A 19,183-nucleotide genomic window follows, 5' to 3' on the forward strand; every position below is an offset into this window, starting at 1 on the left:
ATCTATCCGGAAACTGCTGCCAGTGCTTCGGGGAGAGTGAAGCGACCGGCATACAATGCCTTGCCCACGATCGCGCCCTCGACACCCTGATCAACCAGGCTGGAAATGGCGAGTAGATCCTCGATGGTCGACACACCACCGGAGGCGACGACGTGCGCGTCGGTGACCGCGCAGACCTGGCTGAGAAGTTCGAGATTGGGACCGGTGAGTGTGCCGTCCTTGGAGACGTCGGTGACGACGTAACGAGTGCAGCCGTCACGGTCCAGACGCGCGAGGGTCTCCCACAGATCGCCGCCGTCGGTGACCCAGCCGCGACCACGGGTGCGGTACTGACCGTCGACGAGACGAACATCGAGGCCGACAGCGATCTTGTCGCCGTACTTGGCCAATGCACGCGCACACCACTCGGGATCCTCGATAGCGGCAGTACCGAGATTCACGCGAGCACAGCCGGTGGCCAGTGCGGCTTCCAGGGAAGCGTCGTCGCGGATCCCACCGGACAGTTCCACCTTGACCGTCAGGTCGCCGATGACGCCGGCCAACAGTTCGCTGTTGGACCCACGCCCGAAAGCAGCGTCGAGGTCGACAAGATGCACCCATTCGGCACCGTCGTTCTGCCACGCAATAGCAGCGTCGCGGGGCGACCCGTAACCGGTCTCACTTCCCGCCTCTCCTTGCACGAGGCGAACAGCTTCACCGTTGACGACATCTACAGCAGGCAAAAGGACCAGGCTCACGTGCGGTAACCCTAGTAGGTCAGGACCTCGAACCGTCTTCCGGGTCACCGAACGCTTTTCGGGTCATCCGCTTGGATACGACGCCCATTGCCGCAATCGCAGCGACGACCCCCACGAGACCGAGCACGAGGCCGACGCCCGGCGATGGTTTGAGAACAACGATGACGACGGTTGCGACCGCCAGCGCAGCCACAGCGGCGCCGAGCGAGAACAACGCCAGACGGGCGAGGGAGAAATCGTCACCGCGGTTCGGTCCGGATCCCCCGGTCACAAACTCTGCACCCAGTTGCTCAGCAACTCGGCGCCTGCGTCACCGGATTTCTCGGGGTGGAACTGCGTTGCCGACAACGCACCGTTCTCGACGGCAGCGAGAAACTTTCCGCCGTGATCGGCCCATGTCAGCTTCGGGGGTGCAATGTGCTCGGACGGCGCGAGCTCCCAACTCTGCACACCGTAGGAGTGGACGAAGTAGAAGCGGGTATCGGCGTCTATGCCCTTGAACAGGGTGCTGGACTCCGGCGCCTCCACGGTGTTCCAGCCCATGTGCGGCAAAACCTCTGCTTGCAGCCTCTCGACGGTGCCGGGCCATTCGCCACAGCCCTCCGCCTCGACACCGAATTCGACTCCCCGGTCGAACAGAATCTGCATGCCGACGCAGATGCCCAGCACCGGTCGGCCACCGGCCAGGCGTCTGCCGATGATTCGGTCACCCTGCACTGCACGCAGACCTTCCATACAGGCCGCGAACGCGCCGACGCCGGGCACCACGAGACCGTCGGCCGCCAGTGCAACCTTCATGTCGTTGGTCACCTCCACCTGCGCCCCGGTGCGCGCCAGTGCGCGAGTAGCCGAATGCAGGTTGCCGGAGCCGTAATCGAGTACAGCAATCGTGGAAGCGCTCATGCCCCAACTCTATCGGGCAACCCTGCTGCCGATCACTTTGCCGCCCGCGGCCAGTGCCGGGAGGAGCGCGACAACTACCGCGGAGACCGCGAACACCCATGCGTAGCCGGCAGTCGTGGCCACGAATCCCAACGCCAGTGCACCGATTCCGGTGCCGGCGTCGTAGCCGATGTTCCAGATCGCGCTGGCGGATCCGAGTTGCCTCGGGCCGGCAGCCTGAAACGCCATGACCAAGGATTCGTTCTGCACCGCCCCGAACCCCAGCCCGAAAAGGACCGCCGCGCAGAACAAGACCGGCGTCGACCCGCCGTCGACGTTGATCGCGAACAGCACCAATCCGATGGTCGACGACGCCAATGCCGGCGCGAGTGTCCGACCACTGCCGAGACGATCGGCGATCAGTCCCGCCGAGTACCGGCCGACCAACATCGACCCACTGGCGGTCGCCAACACCACTCCAGCAACGGCCGCACGCTCCGAGATTGCGATCGGCAGTAGAGACGACAATCCGCCGAACGAGGCGGACACACACGCCAGAGCGAGCACCGGAACCAAGACGGCGAACACACTCAGTCGAACGGATTCCCCGGTCGGCTGGGCGAAAATCTTCGGCAACCCGGCAATGGCCACCAGCGCGAGCGCCGGGATCAGCGCACCGAGGACGAACACCGGTGTCGCCGACCACCGTTCCATGATTGCAAGCCCCAGCGGAAGCCCCGCCATTTGTGACGCTGCGATCGCGATTCCCTGGGCACCGGTGGCACGGCCCAGAATTCGTTTGGGCGCCAACTCCGCCACCAGTGCACTGCCGGCCACCGTCAGCATGCCGAAACCGATACCACGCACCGCGGAAACCGCCAGGACAGGACCGGCGTCGGCCGAGATCAACAGCACCAACGACGGTGGACCGAGGAGCAGACACCCGACCGCCAGCACGCGCCGGTAGCCCTGCGTCCGCAACAACCGAGGCACGAGCAGTTGCGTCAAGACCGTGGCCGCCATGAAGACACCGGTCACCGATCCGGCAAGCGCATCCGATCCGCCGGACTGCGCAACCAGCAACGGCACCACCGGCAACAGCAACGACCAGCCACCGAAAGCTGCTGCCGCCATGATCAGGACACCGATCATGCCCGGAGTGCGAAGCAACCCCGGCGATGGAGCAGGATCTTGCGTCTCAGACACAGTCACTTTTCGCGTCACAGACGCAGTGCGCCCGCTACCGCCGCCAGAACCGCCAACGCCAGAAGGATTCCCGACGCAAGCTTGTTGACCTTGAACATCGAGTAGGCGCCGCCCACGGCAATACCCGCGCCGATGAACAGCAGATAGGTGAAGAGGACGCTCACAGTGTGCCCTTCGTCGACGGCACGCCACTCACGCGCGGATCCGGCTCGACCGCCTCACGCAGAGCGCGCGCAACGGCCTTGTACTCGGCTTCGGTGATGTGATGCTGATCGCGGCCGTACAGAACCCGAACGTGCAGTGCGATACGTGCATTCAATGCGATCGACTCGAACACGTGGCGGTTGATCACCGCGTGATACGGAACGCCCGGGTACCCGCCGATGACGGAATGCACCATGTAGTCGGGCTCACCGGTGTGCACGCAGTACGGGCGACCGGAGACGTCGACCGACGCGTGCGCCAGCGTTTCGTCCATCGGGATGAAAGCGTCGCCGAAACGACGGATGCCCTTCTTGTCGCCGAGAGCCTGGCCGAGCGCCTGGCCGAAAACGATCGCGGTGTCCTCGACGGTGTGGTGAGCGTCGATCTCGACGTCACCCTTCGCCTTGACGTCGAGATCGAAGCTGGCGTGCGTACCCAGGGCGTTGAGCATGTGGTCGAAGAACGGAACGCCGGTGGAGACGTCGACGATGCCGGTCCCGTCCAGATTCAGTTCGACGACGATGCTTGATTCCCGAGTTGTTCGTTCGATCCGCGCGATGCGATCGCTCATGCCGTCTCTCCTGAATTCGTGTCGACCAGCTGGGTGCCTGCGATTTCGTCACTGGCCTTGATGAACGCGTCGTTCTCGGCTTCGAGTCCCACGGTGGCCCGCAGGTATCCGGGGATGCCGATGTCGCGGATGAGAACCCCGCGGTCGAGGTATTCCTTCCACGCCTGTGCACTGTCGGTGAACTGTCCGAACAAGATGAAGTTCGCGTCACTGGGAATCACTCGGAAACCGGTGTCCGCCAGCGCCTTCGACACGCGATCGCGCTCGGCGGACAAGGCGTGCACACTGCCGAGGGTCTCGTCGGCGTGACGCAGGGCGGCACGTGCCGCCGCCTGCGTGACCACCGAGAGGTGATAAGGCAAGCGCACCAATAACAGTGCGTCGATGAACGCGGGAGCGGCGGCGAGGTAGCCGAGTCGGCCACCGGCAAACGCGAAAGCCTTGCTCATGGTGCGGGTCACAACCAGCTTGGCCGGGAACTCGTCGATCAGCGTCATCGCGCTCGGGGCAGCGGAGAATTCCGCGTACGCCTCGTCCACGATCACGATGCCCGGCGCCACGTCGAGGATGCGTCGCAGTTCTGCAATGCCGACGCTGTGTCCGGTCGGGTTGTTGGGACTGGTCACGAACACGACGTCGGGTCGACGTTCCGCGATCACGGTGACGGCAGCATCCACGTCGAGTGCGAAGTCGTCCCGACGGAAGACCTCGACCCACTCGGTATCGGTACCGTCGGCGATGATCGGGTGCATCGAGTACGAGGGCACAAAACCCATCGCGCTACGTCCCGGACCTGCGAACGCCTGAAGAAGTTGCTGCAGAATCTCGTTCGATCCGTTTGCCGCCCACAGATTGTCGACGGTGACCGGTACACCTGTCTGCTTCGCCAGGTACGCAGCCAGATCCGTCCGCAACGCCACAGCGTCACGGTCGGGGTAGCGGTGCAGTTCCTTCGCGGCTTCGCGCACGGATTCGGCCACATCGTCGATGAGCGCCTGGGTCGGCGGATGCGGGTTCTCGTTCGTGTTGAGCTGAACCGGAACCGTCAACTGCGGTGCGCCGTACGCCGACTTTCCACGCAGGTTCTCGCGAATCGGCAGGGCGTCGACCGAAATCGACTCTCCAGGAGCACTACTCATCGCAGAGCCTCGAATCGCAGACGCACAGCCTCGCCGTGAGCCGGCAGATCCTCCGCATTGGCCAGCGTGATGACATGTCCGGCAACGTCTTTCAGTGCAGACTCGGAGTAGTCGATCACGTGGATTCCACGAAGGAACGTCTGCACACTCAGACCGGAGGAGTGGCGTGCACACCCGGCCGTCGGCAGAACGTGGTTGGAGCCGGCGCAGTAGTCGCCGAGACTGACCGGCGCCCACGGGCCGACGAACACGGCACCAGCGCTGGTGACCTGAGCTGCCACCCCGGTTGCATCCTCGGTCTGGATCTCGAGGTGCTCTGCCGCATACGCATTGACGACGCGCAGACCAGCGGAAACATCAGAAACGAGCACCGTGCCCGACTGGCTGCCGGTCAGTGCCGTGGTGACGCGCTCGCGATGCTTGGTGATCTCGAGCTGCGCAGCCAGAGCCTTGTCGACCGCGTCGGCCAATTCGACGCTGGTCGTGACAAGAACGCTGGCGGCCATCACGTCGTGCTCGGCCTGACTGATGAGGTCGGCGGCAACGTGGACCGGGTCAGCGGTGTGGTCGGCGAGGATCGCGATCTCGGTGGGACCGGCTTCCGCGTCGATGCCGACCAGTCCGCGGCACAGACGCTTGGCGGCAGTGACATAGATGTTGCCGGGACCGGTGATGAGGTCGACCGGGACAAGCTCGGTTCCATCGGTGTCGGTTCCGCCGTAGGTAAGGAGGGCGACGCCCTGCCCGCCGCCGACGGCCCACACCTCGTCGACGCCGAGCATGGCTGCGGCGGCAAGAATGGTCGGGTGCGGCAATCCGCCGAAGTCGGCTTGGGGCGGCGAGGCGACAACAAGCGATCCGACGCCGGCCGTCTGAGCCGGCACGACGTTCATGACAACGCTGGACGGGTACACGGCATTGCCGCCGGGCACGTACAGCCCGACGCGCTCGACCGGAACCCAACGCTCGGTGACTGTGCCACCCGGAACGACCTCGGTGACGGTGTCCTTGCGACGCTGATCGGCGTGCACCTTGCGGGTGCGCTCGATCGCAACCTCGAGGGCTTCCTTGACTGCGGGGTCGAGTTCACGAAGTGCGCGCTCGAGCTCGGCTGCGGGTACACGAACCGAAGCCGGACGAACGCCGTCGAACTTCTCGCCGAATTCGAGGGCGGCTTCTGCCCCGCGATCACGGACGGCTTCGACCATCGGGCGAACCTGATGCAGTACCGCGTCCACATCCACTCCACCTCGGGGAAGCGCGGCGCGAAGTTCGGCCGTGGATGGGGTACGACCACGCAGGTCGGTGCGGGCAAGCATGAGAGTTCCTCTCGTACGCAAACGGGGTGCCTGTGCAAGCGGCAGCAAACCGGTCCGGCATCACAGGCCCTGAACAGCGCGCCTGAAACACAGAACTGATGTCAATTATCCAGGATAGGCGCACCCCGTTTTTCACCGGTCCACCTGCAACGCTCACTGCAGGTCCGGCGCCCGCCGCCGGGCGAGTTCGATCAGCTCGTCCCTTCGAGGTGTTGCCACCGAGATTTCACGGCCGTCATGCAGACGAAAGCGGACCCCGTCGCCGGGAGATGCGAGAATTACCCGCATACCTGGGCCGGTCATTCGATAACCGATTCCGGAGCCCATCCCGATATGTACTGCAGTGGCAGACACAGCTTCGTCCCACCTAAATACCTGACGCAGCCCCGGAGACAGCGCGATCGACACTCGTTCGACGTCTGTGGTGATGATCACGCGCACCTTCCACATGTACGCGGCCAACCCGAAGGACAGGACTGCGGACAACACGGCGCCGACGTAGCCCGCCGAGTCGCGATCCACGATTGCCGCGAACCCGCAAGACAATTACCAGGACAATTCCGAGGACGACGCACAATGCGACCGCCGACCGGCGCAGTAGTGGGCTCAGGGGAATGGACTCGTGAAATTCGCGCACAGCACCCCCGCCTCGATCGCCGACAACCCCACCCCGAGGAATGACACCGGGAACACGACCATCCCATTACTCGCGCTTTTATAACAAACACGTCACGCACAGCTAGGGTCCAAAGTCGTGACAGACAGTGACGTGGCCACGACCGCACCTCCGGCCTTGCCGACCCCTCAGCGATCCAGCGGACCGAACCGAGCACGGATCGTTGCGATTGTCGCATCGATCCTCGGCATAGTTTTGTGCGGATCAGTGCCGTTCCTGCCGATCGAGCAGGACACCGCCGTCGTCAACTGGCCGCAGGCCGGGTCGACGACAAGCGTCGAGGCGCCATTGGTCTCGTACACACCGTTGCGCATGGAGGCATCGATTCCGTGCGCGTCGATCAGCGAGTTGGCCGCCACCGGCGGAACACTCGTCTCGACTGCACCTCCGGGTGCCCCCGATGCGCGCCGCTACGGATTTGTTGCCACCGTCTCCCCCGAATCCGCCGACGCTCCCGCTCGGGTCGACGTTGTCCTGCGTGATCAAGTGTTGCTCTCGACACCCGTTGCTGATCTGCAGACTGGATGCGCGCTCACGCTCGCCGCCGAGCCGACCCGAACCACCTTCAGCGCCACCGGTTCCGAACCGCGCGTCATCGAGGGCGACAGCCGACCACAGGTAGTCGGCGTCTTCAGCGACCTCGATTCGGCGGCAGCCGGTTTGAACGTCTCGATCGAGGCGGACTCTCGCTTCACGTCGAGCCCGTCGGTGATCAAGACTCTCGCCATGATTCTCGGGGCACTCACGGCTGTCGTGTCCCTCTTCGCGCTGCACCGCCTCGACAACCGCGACGGCCGGGGCACACGCAAATTTCTGCCCGCCCGATGGTGGAAGTTCACCGTCCTCGACGGGGTCGTCGTCGGAACTCTGGTGCTGTGGCACTTCATCGGCGCTACCACCACCGACGACGGCTACCAGTTCACGATGGCAAGAGCCTCCGAGCAATCGGGCTACATGTCCAACTACTTCCGGTGGTTCGCGGTCCCCGAAACCCCGTTCGGAACGCCGTATTACAACATCCTCGGACTCCTGGCCCACGTCAGCACCGCAAGCCCCTGGGTCCGCCTGCCTGCTCTGTTGGCAGGCATCATCACCTGGCTCGTCATCAGCCGGGAGGTTGCGCCTCGGCTGGGCGCCGCCATTCGCGGAAATCGACTCGCCCTCTGGACCGGCGCGCTTGTCTTCCTCGCGTTCTGGCTTCCGTTCAACAACGGACTGCGCCCCGAACCGATCGTTGCCCTCGGCGTGCTGCTGACCTGGTGCTCGATCGAACGCGCCGTCGCGACGAGACGACTTCTGCCGGTCGCAGTCGCGATCCTGATCGCCGGATTCACCTTGACTGCCGGCCCTTCCGGCCTCATCTGCTTTGCCGCACTCATCGCCGGAATACGCCCGATCATGCACATCATCATCGAACGTGCGCGCACCACCGGTTACGTCGCGGCTGTCGGGCCACTGCTAGCTGCCGGACTCTCGATTCTCATCCCCGCGTTCGGCGATCAAAGTCTGGCCGCCGTCATCGAGATGCAACGCGTCCACTCGATCTCACCGAATCAGCCCTGGTTCGACGAGTACCTCCGCTATCAGTACCTCTTCAACATCTCCGTCGACGGTTCCCTGACTCGCAGATTCGGTGTGTTCGTCATGGTTCTGTGCCTTGGCGTCTGCACCGCGATGATGCTGCGCAAGGGGGGCCGGATTCCCGGTTTGGCCGCCGGCCCGTCACGCCGCGTCGTGGGGCTGACGATCGGCGCACTGCCACTGCTGATGTTCTCGCCGACCAAGTGGACGCACCACTTCGGAATCTTTGCCGGACTCACCGCCGTTCTGGCGATGATGACGGCCGTCGCCGTGGGAACAAAACTCCTGCGCTCGCCGCGCAATCGGGCCCTCTTCGCGGCGGCCGTCCTGTTCCTCCTCGCGGTGGCATTCACCGGCAGCAACAGCTACTACTACGTGTCCAGCTACAGCGTTCCGTGGTGGGACAAGCCTGTGTCCATCAGCGGACTCGGCGCGAGCACCGTCCTCCTCGGGCTGACGGTGCTGATGCTCGGCGTCGCCGCGTGGTACTTCTTCCGTGAGCCGTACACCGCGGGGAAGGAACCGTCCGCGAAGCACGCTCGACTGCTTGCCATCTCGCCACTGACGGTTGCCGCAGGTGCCATGGTCCTCTTTGAGGTGCTGTCCATGGCCAAGGGCGCGGTCACCCAGTACCCGGCCTATTCGGTGGGCCGTGCAAACGTCGACGCCGTTCTCGGCCAACACTGCGGACTCGCCAACGACGTTCTGCTCGAGACCGATCCGAACGCCTCGATGCTGACGCCCCTCTCGGGCAGCGTCGCCACAGGACTGTCCGCCGGTGGGGCTACGGGATTCGATCCGAATGGCGTCGCCTCCGACCTTCGAGCAGACAAGGAAGCCACGGCTACCGGCGGCGCGAACACCGTCGACACCTCCGAGGACACCGCCGGCAACTCGGCCGGAACCGGCGGTGGCGCCGGACAGACCGGAGTCAACGGCAGTTCGGTCGCGTTGCCGTTCGGTCTCGACCCGGCGACAACACCCGTCATGGGTAGTTACGGTCAGCCCTCCCCCGGCACTCTGACCAGTGACTGGTACCAACTCCCCGACGTGGGCGAGAACGCCACACGTGGCGACATCATCTCGATTGCCGCGGCTGGTCGTGTTCGGTCCGTCGACAAGGACGGAATCGTCACCTACGGCCAGAACGTCGAGGTCGAGTACGGCACAGCGCGTGGCGTCGACGATGCCGAAACAGACGCTGTCGAAACACTCGGAAAGATCGCGCCCCTCGACATCGGCCCGGCGCCGTCATGGCGGAACCTGCGTGTGCCGTTGGATCAGATTCCCGTCGAAGCCAACAGCATTCGACTGGTCGTCAGCGACTACGACAGCAAGCCCGACCAATGGGTGGCCGTCACCCCGCCGCGGGTTCCGAAGACCCAGAAGCTCAACGACGTCGTCGGTTCACAGGCGCCCGTCATGCTGGATTGGGCTGTCGGACTGGCATTCCCATGCCAACGCCCCTTCGATCATCGGGTCGGTGTCGCCGAGGTCCCCGAGTATCGGATCCTTCCCGACCATTCCGGCGCGCTCGTGACCAGTGCCTGGCAGGACCACTACGGTGGTGGACCGTTGGGGTGGATCGATCTGCTCCTGACCGCTCAGACCATTCCGTCGTATCTCGACAACGACTGGGCTCGCGACTGGGGTTCGATCGAGAAGTACACACCGATCGATCCGAGTGCAGTACCTGCCCAGGTCGACGAAACGACCGTTCAGCGCTCCGGGACGTGGAACCCGGGATCGATGACCATGGTTTTCTGAGCGGAATTTCTGAGCGGCTGGGTCACTGAGTGACACGGTCCTGCCGCGGGCGGATCGGACGAAACGCCTGCGACTGGACACTTGTATGACTTAGTCTCCCAGGCATGGGAGCCCTGTCACGGTCTATTGCGCCTGCGCTGATGGCACTGACGTGCCTGTTCGGGGTGCTGGCCCTTCCCGCTCACGCCTCGGCTGAGGTACCGGATGACTTCCTCTGGGGCGTTGCCACCTCCGGGTTCCAATCGGAAGGTTCGTCGCCGGACAGCAACTGGTCTCGATACTCCGATTCCGGACGAACCCACGACAAGATCGGTGACTCGGTCGACTTCCGTCATCGCTACGCCGAGGACATCGACCGGGCGGCCGATCTGGGATCGAAGGTTTTCCGATTCGGCGTCGAGTGGGCGCGAGTTCAGCCCGCCGCCGGGAGCTGGAACGAGACCGAATTCGCCTACTACGACGACGTGGTAGCTCACATCCGCGCGCGGGGCATGACTCCGATGATCACACTCGACCACTGGGTGTATCCGGGATGGGTTGTCGATCAAGGCGGCTGGACAAATCCGAAGACGGAAGCCGATTGGCTGGTCAACGCAGAGAAGGTAGTCGAGCGGTACTCCGGAATCGGGGCGCTCTGGATCACGATCAACGAGCCGACTGTGTACGTTCAGCGCGAATTGACCTACGGCGGAATCGCACTCACCCAGGCGCCGTCGATGTTCGACTCATTGGTCCGAGTCCACCGGGCGATCTACGACCGCATCCATGTTCTCGATCCCGGTGCCCGCGTAAGCAGTAATTTCTCCTTCATTCCCGGCGTGTCCGAGGCGATCGATTCGGTATTCACGGATCGAGTGCGCGACAAGCTCGACTTTCTCGGCATCGACTACTACTACGGTGTGGCCCTGAACAATCCGACTGCCGCGTACGCCGCACTCGACGAGTTCTACAACGTCACGCCGCAGCCCGAAGGCCTGTACGACGCATTGATGCGGTACTCGGGCAAGTACCCGGAACTCCCCCTCTACATCGTCGAGAACGGCATGCCCACCGACAACGGAGCGCCGCGCGCCGACGGATACACACGCGCGAATCACTTACGCGATCACATCTATTGGATGGAACGCGCCCGAGAAGACGGTGCCGACGTGATCGGCTACAACTACTGGTCCATCACCGACAACTACGAATGGGGTTCGTACCGACCTCGATTCGGCCTCTACACGGTCGATGTTCTCGGCGATCCCACTGCGGCCCGAATCCCGACCGACGGCGTCGCCGCCTACCGCCGAATCATCCACGACAACGGCGTCGGAGCCGACTACGTGCCCGTCATGGCCCCGGCTTTCTGCTCGCTCGTCGATCCTCCCCGCAGCTGTACGGCTACTCGATGAGGGCCGTTTTCCGAATTTCCTCCACTCCTCGTCGTTAGGATGTCCCATGCGAACACTGCGAAATATCGCCGGAACTGCCGCTGCCACCGCTGTCCTGATCCTGGTTGCCGGAGGCGCTGCGACGGCAGCCCCGAACCCGGCCGATTCACCCCGCGAGGCGCAAGCACGCGCCTACATCGACGCCCTCGTCTCCCATGACGTCTCCGATGTTCATTTCGCCCCGGATGCGACCCGCGTCGAAGCCGGACTCAAGACGGGGTTCTCCGGACCACAGATGTCCGCCGACCTCGAAAACGGCATCCAATACCGCGTTATCCAGGGCATCCGAGACCTCGAGATGTCGGAGGCCGGGGACATCGTCTCGACCACCTACCTGCTGGACGCGGGAATCGGCGGCACTCGCCTCATGACCGTGGAGATTCGTGAAACCTTCGAAGTCCGTGACGGTCTCATCCACGACGTCGTCGCCGACATCATCCCGGTGTCTGTGTCGTGACGCGCGCCCGATAGCTACTGGGCGGTGCACCCGAGACTCGGGTGCACATCGCCGCGAAGGCAGCCGGCGTCGAGTATCCGAGTTCAGACGCAACGGCCGTCACACTGGCCCCGGCAGAAAGTTTCGGAAGCGCGTGAAGAATGCAGGCACGCTGCATCCACGACGACGCGCTCATCCCCGTTTCCGAGATCAGCAAGCGGTGCAGTGTCCGTTCACTGACGTGGAGTCGGTCAGCCCACCGCGTGGGCGAGTCATGGATCGACGGGGCTGCGAGATACTGCGCGCACAACGCCCGCAATCCCGGGTGCCGAGGCAGCGGGAGTTCCACAGGTAGGGGCGCAAGATCGCGAAGTTCGTGCAGGATCAGCTGAAATACCGCGGCGCTGCGTCCGTGTGCGGGTAAGTCGTCCTCCACATTCAGCTCGACATCCACGTCGACTGCAGCGACAAGTAACTCACGCAGGAGCGACGATACTGCGACGACTCGGCACCTGACCGGGAACCACGGCGCTGCGGACGGTTCGATGTAGAGGCTTCGCGTGCTGACGCCGTCCATTGTCACGGCATGAGCGACACCGGCGGGAATCATGACCGCATTGGACGGCAGAACCGTCCACTCACCGTCATCGGTTTCGACGTTCATCGCACCGTTCACAGCGAAGAGAAACTGGGCTCGTCGATGTTCGTGGGCGGCCAGCACGTGACCGGGTGGGTAGTCGGTTCCGATTGCGAGAACACCGCGGGGCGAGTGATCGACGTCGTTGATCGAGATGTTGCGCACCGGAGGAACCTACCGAGTCTGTGTCCGATTCACAATGGAACGTGGCGAACCTTCGAATGTGCGCCAACGGAGAAATCGCTACCGTTCATCAAGTGCTTCACTACTCCCTCATCCTGCTCGCTTTCGGCGCCTTGACCGGAGTCACCACCGTTCTTTTCGGATTCGGTGGCGGGTTCGTTACTGTCCCAGTCGTTTACGCTGCATCGACGCTGAGGCCGGACGTCATCGATCCGATGCATGTCGCCGTAGCATCCTCGGCGGCCGTGATGGTGGTCAATTCACTCGGTGCCACAGTCGCATTCAGGAAGTCAGGACGGCTTCGGACGGAGTACATCAGACCTCTGATCGGCCCCGTCGCACTCGGAGCCGGGCTCGGAGCGGTTGCGGCGGGCCACGTAGACGACGGCGTCGTCCGGATTCTGTTTGTGCTCTACCTGCTGGTGACAATCCTGGACAGTCTTCTGCGACAAGGGTTTCTGACACCATCTGAACCTCGCGAACATCTTGACCGTCACGGCGTCCGCGCTGTCGGGATAGGCATCGGTGCCGTCGCAAGTTTCCTCGGAGTCGGCGGGAGCGTCATGACGGTTCCGATGATGCGACGCGGCGGAGTTCCGATGGCCGACGCCGCCGCGAGCGCCAACCCGTTGAGCTTGCCTGTCGCCGTCGTCGCGACTGCGGTGTATGCGGTCTCATCAGGGCACAGTTCAGCCTCGGATCTGTCGGCGGGCAGAGTCGGCGCTGTCGACCTTCTGGCCGTCTGTGCACTACTCGCCGGTTCCCTACCGGCGATCGCGCTGAGCCGACGAATCGTCGGTGCCATACCGGACCGAGTCCATGCCGCCGCCTACATCGCTCTACTCGGCGTCGTCACGGCAGTGATGGTGATTGCTTAGCGAACGGCGTATCGCAGATAGATGACGCCGCCGTCGAAGGTTTTCTCCTCGAGCAGCTGCAGATCAAGCCGGCTTTCCGGGAGAGCTCGCAATCCGCCACCGATATTGACCGGACACAGGAACAGTCTGACTTCATCGACCAAACCCGCCGCGAAAGCACTAACCGCAACCGTCGGTCCACCGATCGAGATATCTTGTACCGCTTCACTCTCGAGCAAACGGATGGAGTCTTCATCGAAGCTCGGGACAATCCTGGTACGTGCGGTCGACACCTCGTTCAGCGTCGTGGAGTACACGATCTTGTCGATTCCACGCCAGATCTGAGCGAACTCGGCGGTCGCCGCCTCGATACCGGCAAACTCGTCCGGAGCCGAAGGTCCTCCTGCCACCGAAGAACGCTCGAGATCCTCGGATGCCATTGTTTCCCAGGGAATCATCGTCTCGTACATCCGGCGCCCGAGCAGGTACGTGCCGACTCCCCTCTCTAGCTCGTTGACGAACGCGTGGACCTGTGCGTCGGGAACCGCCCAGTCGAAGTTTCCTTGCTCATCAGCCACATACCCGTCGATCGAGCAGATCGCCGAGTAGATCAGGCTCACCATCGGTCCACGTGCAGCACGTTGTCGACCGGTTCACGGGCGGCGGGTTTGAACGTCTCGCCGGTGAAGTACGCCGTCGGGATGAGCGCAGCCTGATGGAAGCCGGCCGGAATGCCCAGCAGCTCCGCAACTTCCGCTTCACGCTGCAAATGCAATGTCGTCCACGCCGTACCGAGCCCACGTGCCCGCGCGGCCAGCGCGAAACTCCACACAGCCGGGAGTAGCGAACCCCACAGGCCGGCTTGGTTCCCCTCCGGCAGCGTCTTGCCCGCCTTGATACACGGAATGAGAAGGACCGGCACCTCACCCATGTGCTCACCGAGCCACGCGACGCTGGTGCCCACGCGTTGTTGAATCGGCGCGCGATCGGGATCATCGGCGAAGAGTTTTGCCGCCGAACCGTGAGAGGCAAGGTACTCGTCGGTGACTTCCTTGTAGATCTGCCCGACTGCTGCACGCAGTGCCGGATCGGTCACCACCATCCACTGCCAGCCCTGGCGATTCGAACCGGAGGGCGCTTGCAGGGCGATTTGGAGGCATTCCTTCACCAGGTCCAACGGCACGGGACGGGTCAGATCCAGACGCTTTCGAACGGTCCGCGTTGTGGTCAGCAATTCGTCGGGTGTCAGGTCCAGTACGGGATACGACGTCATCTCCCGATCATTGCACTGTCGCGAGCAGTGAGCAGGACTGTCCGTCTACACTTTTCTGATCCCGTGCGTGCTCGTTGTCGGGAGTATTTCCCGATCAAAGGACTTTCGACATGAGTTGGCACGTCTGGTTGGCGTTCTTCGGAGCAAGTTGGGTGATCAGCCTGTCGCCGGGGGCCGGCGCCATTGCGTCGATGTCGTCGGGACTTGCCTACGGCTTGCGACGCGGATACTGGAACATCTTCGGGCTGCAGTTGGGATTGTTGCTGCAGATCGGAATTGTCGCGGCGGGGGTCGGTGCAATTCTCGCCAGTTCGACCGTGGCCTTTTCCTTGATCAAGTGGTTCGGTGTCGCATACCTCGTCTACCTGGGGATCAGGCAGTGGCGATCGGCGCCCACCGAGGTGGAGACCGACGAGGCAGCCGCGAGCAGTTCCGGTCCGATGATGATGCTTCGCGGATTTCTCGTGAACGCGAGCAATCCGAAGGCCGTCGTTTTCATGCTCGCAGTGCTCCCGCAGTTCCTGGACCCGTCGGCGCCGCTGCTGCCGCAGTATCTGATCATCGCCGCCACGATGTGCGCAGTCGACGTGATCGTGATGACCGGATACACCGGCCTGGCCGCCCGGGTGCTCACCTTGATGCGCTCCCCCAAACAGCAGCGAACCACCAATCGAGTGTTCGCCGGCCTGTTCTTCGGAGCCGCCGGCTTCCTCTCGAGCATCGGGCGTGCAGCGGCTTGATCGGTCACACGGCTCGAGAGATCACAGGCCCGCAATCAAGTTGACGACGGACGCCACGATCACCGAACCGAACAGGTACGACAGCAATGCGTGGCCGAGTGCCATCGCGCGCATGTCCGACGACTTCAAGTTGGTGTCGGAAATCGCGAAGCTCATCCCGACCGTGTACGCCACGTAGGCGAAATCGCTGTACCTCGGCGGTTCTTCCTGATTGAAATCGATTCCGCCGTCGGGGCCGGAGTAGTACAGCCGTGCATATCCGAGGGCGAAGAGCGTGTGGACCGCCAGCCACGAGATCACGACGCTGCCGACTGCAACCGATGCCGCCACTACTTGGTAGTGATGTCCGTCGGGTGCCGCCAGGAGCAGGAACGCGATACCGACCAGGCTCGCGACGGCGGCACCGAGAATCAGCAGGTGCGCGACGTTTCGGGCCGGCTCTTCGCGCGTTGCGTGGCTTGCGGTGAGCGTCGCGTCGAAGGGCCAGACCAGAATCCACGTCCACACCGTGAACACCATCGCCGCCACATCCCAGCCGATCAGAAACGCGAATCGGGGGTAGCCGACCAACGCCGTGACGACACCGGCGGCCACACCGAGCAGCAGACCCGTCGACACTCTCAGCGCCGGCCCGGCACCCAGGGCGCTCCGTGGAACCGGGTTGATCGGAAGGTCGTGCGGTCGATCGTTCACGGGCTCAGTCAACCACTGTTAGAAGTGAGACGGTGGTTACGTGACACGGCGACTCAGGCGTTGCACGCACCGACTATCGGCTTGCCGTTGAATCTGTCCAGCACGTACTGCAATCCGACGCCGAAATCCGCTACGGCCGGCGCGAGGTGGTTGTTGCCGCTCCCCGGATTCACCGCAGGCAGGGTGTCGGTGAACAACGTCGCCTCGGCCCCGCGCGCGCACCAGTCCTGAACCAGGCGCCGGGTTTGCTCGTACGGGATGAAATCGTCGTTGAGCGCTCCGTTGACCAGAATCGGCGAGGCCGGGGTTCGCCGCCCGATGCGTTGTTCCTCGATCACCTGTTGGATCTCCGGTACCGATTCCACCACGTCGGCGAGTGGTCGTCCGTCTGTGGTCCACGACGCCGTCGACTGCTTCCCGTACTTGGTTCGGGAATCGATGAGGCATTGCCCGGCGACGTCGGCGAGCACGGACCGGCCGTAGTCGTTGAGTCGAGATTCGATTGGCTCTCGGGCGGCGGGATAGCGGTCGAGGACGCCGTTGATCGTGTAACCGATCGCGGCCATCAGGCCGCTACCGTCGATATGACGCAGAACGCTTGCCAAGTCTGCCGGGGGCGCGCTCGCGTAACTCCCGACCAGATTCAACTCAGGCGCGTATTCGGGTGCCAGTTCGGTTGCAGCGGCAGTGGCGCCGCCGCCCTGCGAGTGGCCCCACAGCGCTATCGGATCGTCCTCTCCTGCCCGCGCGAGGGCTCGGGCAGCGCGTGCACCGTCCAACATCGCATGGGCTTCCTCGGCGCGATTGACGTAGGTATGGACGCCGGGTGTTCCGAGTCCGATGTAGTCGGTGACGAATACACGAACGCCCTGGGTGAGGAAAGCGAAAGCAAAAGCTGACTCGTAGTTGACACCGACACTGTCCACACCGGCACCGTAGTTCGACGGATTCCCGGGTTCCGCCAGGCGGAGCTGACCGGCAGTGGGAAACATCCTCGACGGCGCGCACTGATCACCTTGGCCCTGCGTACCCGGACCGATCACCACCGTCGGGCGGGGGCCCGCTCCTGACCACGGGGCAGCCGGCTCCAGGTACGAGCCCGACACAGCAACCTTTGATCCGTGGGTGTCGGTACTCGAATACAGGATCCGGGTCCCCACACCAGGCACTCCGCCGACGGCACCGGCCAGAGCCAGCGGTTCCGTCCGAATCACCGAACCCGGATCACCGACGTCGCCCGGAATCGCATCGTAGAAATCGTTCACAGGTTCGGCGTTCGACATCGGTGTGAACAGCAGCGAGGTCGGCAACAGCGCCGATACCGCAACGGCCGTAACCTTCAGTGCCGCGAGGACAACCTTCCGGGTGCTCATGGAAATCCAACGTATAGGCCTCAGTCGACGCGCGGACCGGTTTCGATCTGCGGGACTTCAATCGATCGATACCAACTGTCACGCGAGCGGGCCATGCCGCTGGCCCCCCGATCCCCTGGTTTCACGGCCAGAACCTGATGAATCGTAAGCCTGTGCGGCTCCTCGAAACCCAGGGCACTGGCAGCGAGATACAGCAACCAGGTACGCACCCGGGGAGCACCGACCTGTAAGACCGATGCGTCCCAGTTCTCACGAAGGTTCTGCACCCATGCGCGCAGTGTCAGTGCGTAATGCTCGCGCAACGCTTCGCTGTCACGCGTCTCGAAACCCGAAAGTTCCAGCGCATCAATGGTTTTACTCAACGGAAGGATCTCACCGTCCGGGAAGATGTACCTGTCGATGAAGCTGGGACCGTCATCGACGTTGTCCGACAACGACTTCACCGCGGCGATGGCATGATTGAGCAGACGACCCCGCGGCACGAGCAGGTCGTAGAGTTTTGCCGTGTACACCGGCAAATTGACCAGACCCACGTGCTCGGACATGCCGATGCTCGAAATCGCGTCGTAAGGGCCGTCGTCGACGTCGCGGTAGTCCTGCACCCGAATCTCGATGCGATCGGTCAAACCCGCGTCAGCAACTCGCCCCTTGGCGTATTCGACCTGCTCGTTGCTCAGCGAGACTCCGACGACGTCGACGCCGTAGTTCTGGGCGGCGTGTAATGCCATCGATCCCCAACCGCAGCCGACGTCGAGCAGTCGCATTCCCGGCTTCAGATCGAGCTTGCGGCAAATCAAGTCCAGCTTCGCGTACTGAGCAGCTTCGAGGGATTCGACACCTTCCGGCCAGTATCCGCACGAATAGACCATGCTCGGCCCGAGGAACAGTTCGTAGAAGCGATTCCCGACGTCGTAGTGATGGGAGACAGTCGCCGAATCGCGTGATCTACTGTGCCGCTTGCCTCGCTTACTACGCATCTCGATCGCCGGGGGTGACGGTGGTGGACCCACCGCTCCCAAGCCGGCGAAAGTACCGGCGGCGCGAACAATCGAGCGCAGCGGCAACGTCGACAAACGATTCTCACCGAGCCGCGTGACCAGTTCCGGAACGTCGAGGAGCGCGAAGATATCGCCGTCTACGTCCAGATCGCCGGAAACGTACGCCCTCGCCAGCCCTAATTCGTTGGGAGAGTAGAGGACCCGCCGTAGGGCACGCCGATTCCGGAAGTGAACCTGCGCAGCGGCGTCCGGTGGCCCTGCCTCCGAACCGTCCCAACATCGCACGCGAACCGGAAGCGGAACCCCGATCACTTCCTCGAACACCGTCAAAATCTTGGCCGCGGCACCAGTCACTGATCAACCCTCCGACAAAAGATGGTTAGCCGATGACAGAAAACTTACGCCCGATTCGCGAATCTTTCGCGCCATTTGTCCGAGTTTTGGACAGTGTTCATCGCGGTTTCGGTATTCATCGCCG

20 protein-coding genes are annotated in these 19,183 nt (G+C 63.4%); 5 read left to right on the plus strand and 15 right to left on the minus strand.

Going from position 1 to position 19,183, the window contains the following annotated elements; genetic code table 11:
• Positions 1-2: 2 nt before the first annotated feature.
• The 9 genes from priA to BH682_RS16195 all read right to left on the minus strand — a co-directional run bounded on the left by priA (position 3) and on the right by BH682_RS16195 (position 6,580).
• Positions 3-737, minus strand: a complete 735-nt coding sequence (gene priA, locus BH682_RS16160) for a bifunctional 1-(5-phosphoribosyl)-5-((5-phosphoribosylamino)methylideneamino)imidazole-4-carboxamide isomerase/phosphoribosylanthranilate isomerase PriA (protein ID WP_075833379.1) — start codon at positions 735-737, stop codon at positions 3-5.
• A 19-nt stretch (positions 738-756) separates the two neighbouring features.
• Positions 757-1,008, minus strand: coding sequence for a hypothetical protein (locus tag BH682_RS16165; RefSeq protein ID WP_047272209.1), 252 nt, complete (start codon positions 1,006-1,008; stop codon positions 757-759).
• Positions 1,005-1,640, minus strand: a complete 636-nt coding sequence (gene hisH, locus BH682_RS16170; protein WP_003942389.1) for an imidazole glycerol phosphate synthase subunit HisH — start codon at positions 1,638-1,640, stop codon at positions 1,005-1,007. The genes BH682_RS16165 and hisH overlap by 4 nt, the downstream gene beginning before the upstream one ends.
• A 9-nt stretch (positions 1,641-1,649) precedes the next feature.
• Complete coding sequence (locus tag BH682_RS16175; RefSeq protein WP_042923080.1) at positions 1,650-2,771, minus strand: MFS transporter; 1,122 nt, start codon at positions 2,769-2,771, stop codon at positions 1,650-1,652.
• A 68-nt stretch (positions 2,772-2,839) separates the two neighbouring features.
• Positions 2,840-2,989, minus strand: coding sequence for a hypothetical protein (locus tag BH682_RS36375; RefSeq protein WP_007732248.1), 150 nt, complete (start codon positions 2,987-2,989; stop codon positions 2,840-2,842).
• Entirely contained in the window at positions 2,986-3,600 is a 615-nt protein-coding gene (gene hisB, locus BH682_RS16180; protein WP_003942383.1) for an imidazoleglycerol-phosphate dehydratase HisB, read from the minus strand. Before hisB ends, BH682_RS36375 begins: the two co-directional genes overlap by 4 nt.
• Complete coding sequence (locus tag BH682_RS16185) at positions 3,597-4,739, minus strand: histidinol-phosphate transaminase (RefSeq protein ID WP_042449556.1); 1,143 nt, start codon at positions 4,737-4,739, stop codon at positions 3,597-3,599. Before BH682_RS16185 ends, hisB begins: the two co-directional genes overlap by 4 nt.
• A complete protein-coding gene (gene hisD / locus BH682_RS16190) occupies positions 4,736-6,058 on the minus strand; it encodes a histidinol dehydrogenase (protein WP_020908000.1) in 1,323 nt (440 codons plus the stop codon). Before hisD ends, BH682_RS16185 begins: the two co-directional genes overlap by 4 nt.
• 153 nt (positions 6,059-6,211) lie before the next feature.
• Positions 6,212-6,580, minus strand: a complete 369-nt coding sequence (locus BH682_RS16195; RefSeq protein WP_223304507.1) for a hypothetical protein — start codon at positions 6,578-6,580, stop codon at positions 6,212-6,214.
• A gap of 232 nt (positions 6,581-6,812) precedes the next feature.
• On the opposite strand from BH682_RS16195, the gene BH682_RS16200 reads away from it, so the two are divergent.
• The 3 genes from BH682_RS16200 (at position 6,813) to BH682_RS16210 (ending at position 11,972) form a co-directional block, all read left to right on the plus strand.
• A complete protein-coding gene (locus tag BH682_RS16200; RefSeq protein WP_411561118.1) occupies positions 6,813-10,082 on the plus strand; it encodes an arabinosyltransferase domain-containing protein in 3,270 nt (1,089 codons plus the stop codon).
• 140 nt (positions 10,083-10,222) lie between these two features.
• Positions 10,223-11,476 carry a glycoside hydrolase family 1 protein gene (locus BH682_RS16205; protein WP_007732259.1) on the plus strand — a complete coding sequence of 418 codons (1,254 nt, stop codon included), beginning with the start codon at positions 10,223-10,225 and terminating at the stop codon, positions 11,474-11,476.
• A 46-nt stretch (positions 11,477-11,522) separates the two neighbouring features.
• Complete coding sequence (locus BH682_RS16210; RefSeq protein WP_070161672.1) at positions 11,523-11,972, plus strand: hypothetical protein; 450 nt, start codon at positions 11,523-11,525, stop codon at positions 11,970-11,972.
• Here BH682_RS16210 and BH682_RS16215 read toward each other — a convergent pair.
• Positions 11,950-12,753, minus strand: a complete 804-nt coding sequence (locus BH682_RS16215) for an AraC family transcriptional regulator (protein WP_075833383.1) — start codon at positions 12,751-12,753, stop codon at positions 11,950-11,952. The genes BH682_RS16210 and BH682_RS16215 overlap by 23 nt on opposite strands.
• A 92-nt stretch (positions 12,754-12,845) precedes the next feature.
• Between BH682_RS16215 and BH682_RS16220 the strand changes: the two genes are divergently transcribed.
• Complete coding sequence (locus tag BH682_RS16220; RefSeq protein ID WP_223304506.1) at positions 12,846-13,649, plus strand: sulfite exporter TauE/SafE family protein; 804 nt, start codon at positions 12,846-12,848, stop codon at positions 13,647-13,649.
• Here the strand turns inward: BH682_RS16220 and BH682_RS16225 are convergent.
• Together BH682_RS16225 and BH682_RS16230 are read right to left on the minus strand one after the other, a co-directional pair.
• Complete coding sequence (locus BH682_RS16225) at positions 13,646-14,251, minus strand: dihydrofolate reductase family protein (protein ID WP_070161666.1); 606 nt, start codon at positions 14,249-14,251, stop codon at positions 13,646-13,648. The genes BH682_RS16220 and BH682_RS16225 overlap by 4 nt on opposite strands.
• Positions 14,245-14,901, minus strand: a complete 657-nt coding sequence (locus tag BH682_RS16230) for a nitroreductase family protein (RefSeq protein ID WP_075833385.1) — start codon at positions 14,899-14,901, stop codon at positions 14,245-14,247. Before BH682_RS16230 ends, BH682_RS16225 begins: the two co-directional genes overlap by 7 nt.
• A 110-nt stretch (positions 14,902-15,011) precedes the next feature.
• Between BH682_RS16230 and BH682_RS16235 the strand changes: the two genes are divergently transcribed.
• Positions 15,012-15,641 carry a LysE family transporter gene (locus tag BH682_RS16235; RefSeq protein ID WP_037130153.1) on the plus strand — a complete coding sequence of 210 codons (630 nt, stop codon included), beginning with the start codon at positions 15,012-15,014 and terminating at the stop codon, positions 15,639-15,641.
• 21 nt (positions 15,642-15,662) lie between these two features.
• Here the strand turns inward: BH682_RS16235 and BH682_RS16240 are convergent, their stop codons facing one another.
• From BH682_RS16240 to BH682_RS16250, 3 genes are read right to left on the minus strand one after another with little or no spacing between them, the layout of a single operon-like run.
• On the minus strand, positions 15,663-16,334 hold the full coding sequence (locus BH682_RS16240; protein WP_030537075.1) for a DUF1345 domain-containing protein: 672 nt from the start codon (positions 16,332-16,334) through the stop codon (positions 15,663-15,665).
• A gap of 53 nt (positions 16,335-16,387) precedes the next feature.
• Positions 16,388-17,707 carry a lipase family protein gene (locus BH682_RS16245; protein ID WP_075833387.1) on the minus strand — a complete coding sequence of 440 codons (1,320 nt, stop codon included), beginning with the start codon at positions 17,705-17,707 and terminating at the stop codon, positions 16,388-16,390.
• A 20-nt stretch (positions 17,708-17,727) separates the two neighbouring features.
• Positions 17,728-19,059, minus strand: a complete 1,332-nt coding sequence (locus BH682_RS16250; RefSeq protein ID WP_007732273.1) for an SAM-dependent methyltransferase — start codon at positions 19,057-19,059, stop codon at positions 17,728-17,730.
• Between the last annotated feature and the right edge of the window lie 124 nt (positions 19,060-19,183).

Source organism: Rhodococcus sp. YL-1 (genome assembly GCF_001942025.1).
In the GTDB taxonomy this organism is placed as follows: domain Bacteria; phylum Actinomycetota; class Actinomycetes; order Mycobacteriales; family Mycobacteriaceae; genus Rhodococcus_F; species Rhodococcus_F qingshengii.

Bases quoted from the DNA above. Each gene is read 5' to 3' on its own strand.
- hisD (WP_020908000.1), bottom strand. From the start codon at position 6,058: ATGCTTGCCCGCACCGACCTGCGTGGTCGTACCCCATCCACGGCCGAA.
- BH682_RS16225 (WP_070161666.1), bottom strand. From the start codon at position 14,251: ATGGTGAGCCTGATCTACTCGGCGATCTGCTCGATCGACGGGTATGTG.
- BH682_RS16245 (WP_075833387.1), bottom strand. From the start codon at position 17,707: ATGAGCACCCGGAAGGTTGTCCTCGCGGCACTGAAGGTTACGGCCGTT.
- BH682_RS16210 (WP_070161672.1), top strand. From the start codon at position 11,523: ATGCGAACACTGCGAAATATCGCCGGAACTGCCGCTGCCACCGCTGTC.
- BH682_RS16230 (WP_075833385.1), bottom strand. From the start codon at position 14,901: ATGACGTCGTATCCCGTACTGGACCTGACACCCGACGAATTGCTGACC.
- BH682_RS16175 (WP_042923080.1), bottom strand. From the start codon at position 2,771: ATGATCGGTGTCCTGATCATGGCGGCAGCAGCTTTCGGTGGCTGGTCG.
- hisH (WP_003942389.1), bottom strand. From the start codon at position 1,640: ATGAGCGCTTCCACGATTGCTGTACTCGATTACGGCTCCGGCAACCTG.
- hisB (WP_003942383.1), bottom strand. From the start codon at position 3,600: ATGAGCGATCGCATCGCGCGGATCGAACGAACAACTCGGGAATCAAGC.
- BH682_RS16235 (WP_037130153.1), top strand. From the start codon at position 15,012: ATGAGTTGGCACGTCTGGTTGGCGTTCTTCGGAGCAAGTTGGGTGATC.
- BH682_RS16205 (WP_007732259.1), top strand. From the start codon at position 10,223: ATGGCACTGACGTGCCTGTTCGGGGTGCTGGCCCTTCCCGCTCACGCC.
- BH682_RS16185 (WP_042449556.1), bottom strand. From the start codon at position 4,739: ATGAGTAGTGCTCCTGGAGAGTCGATTTCGGTCGACGCCCTGCCGATT.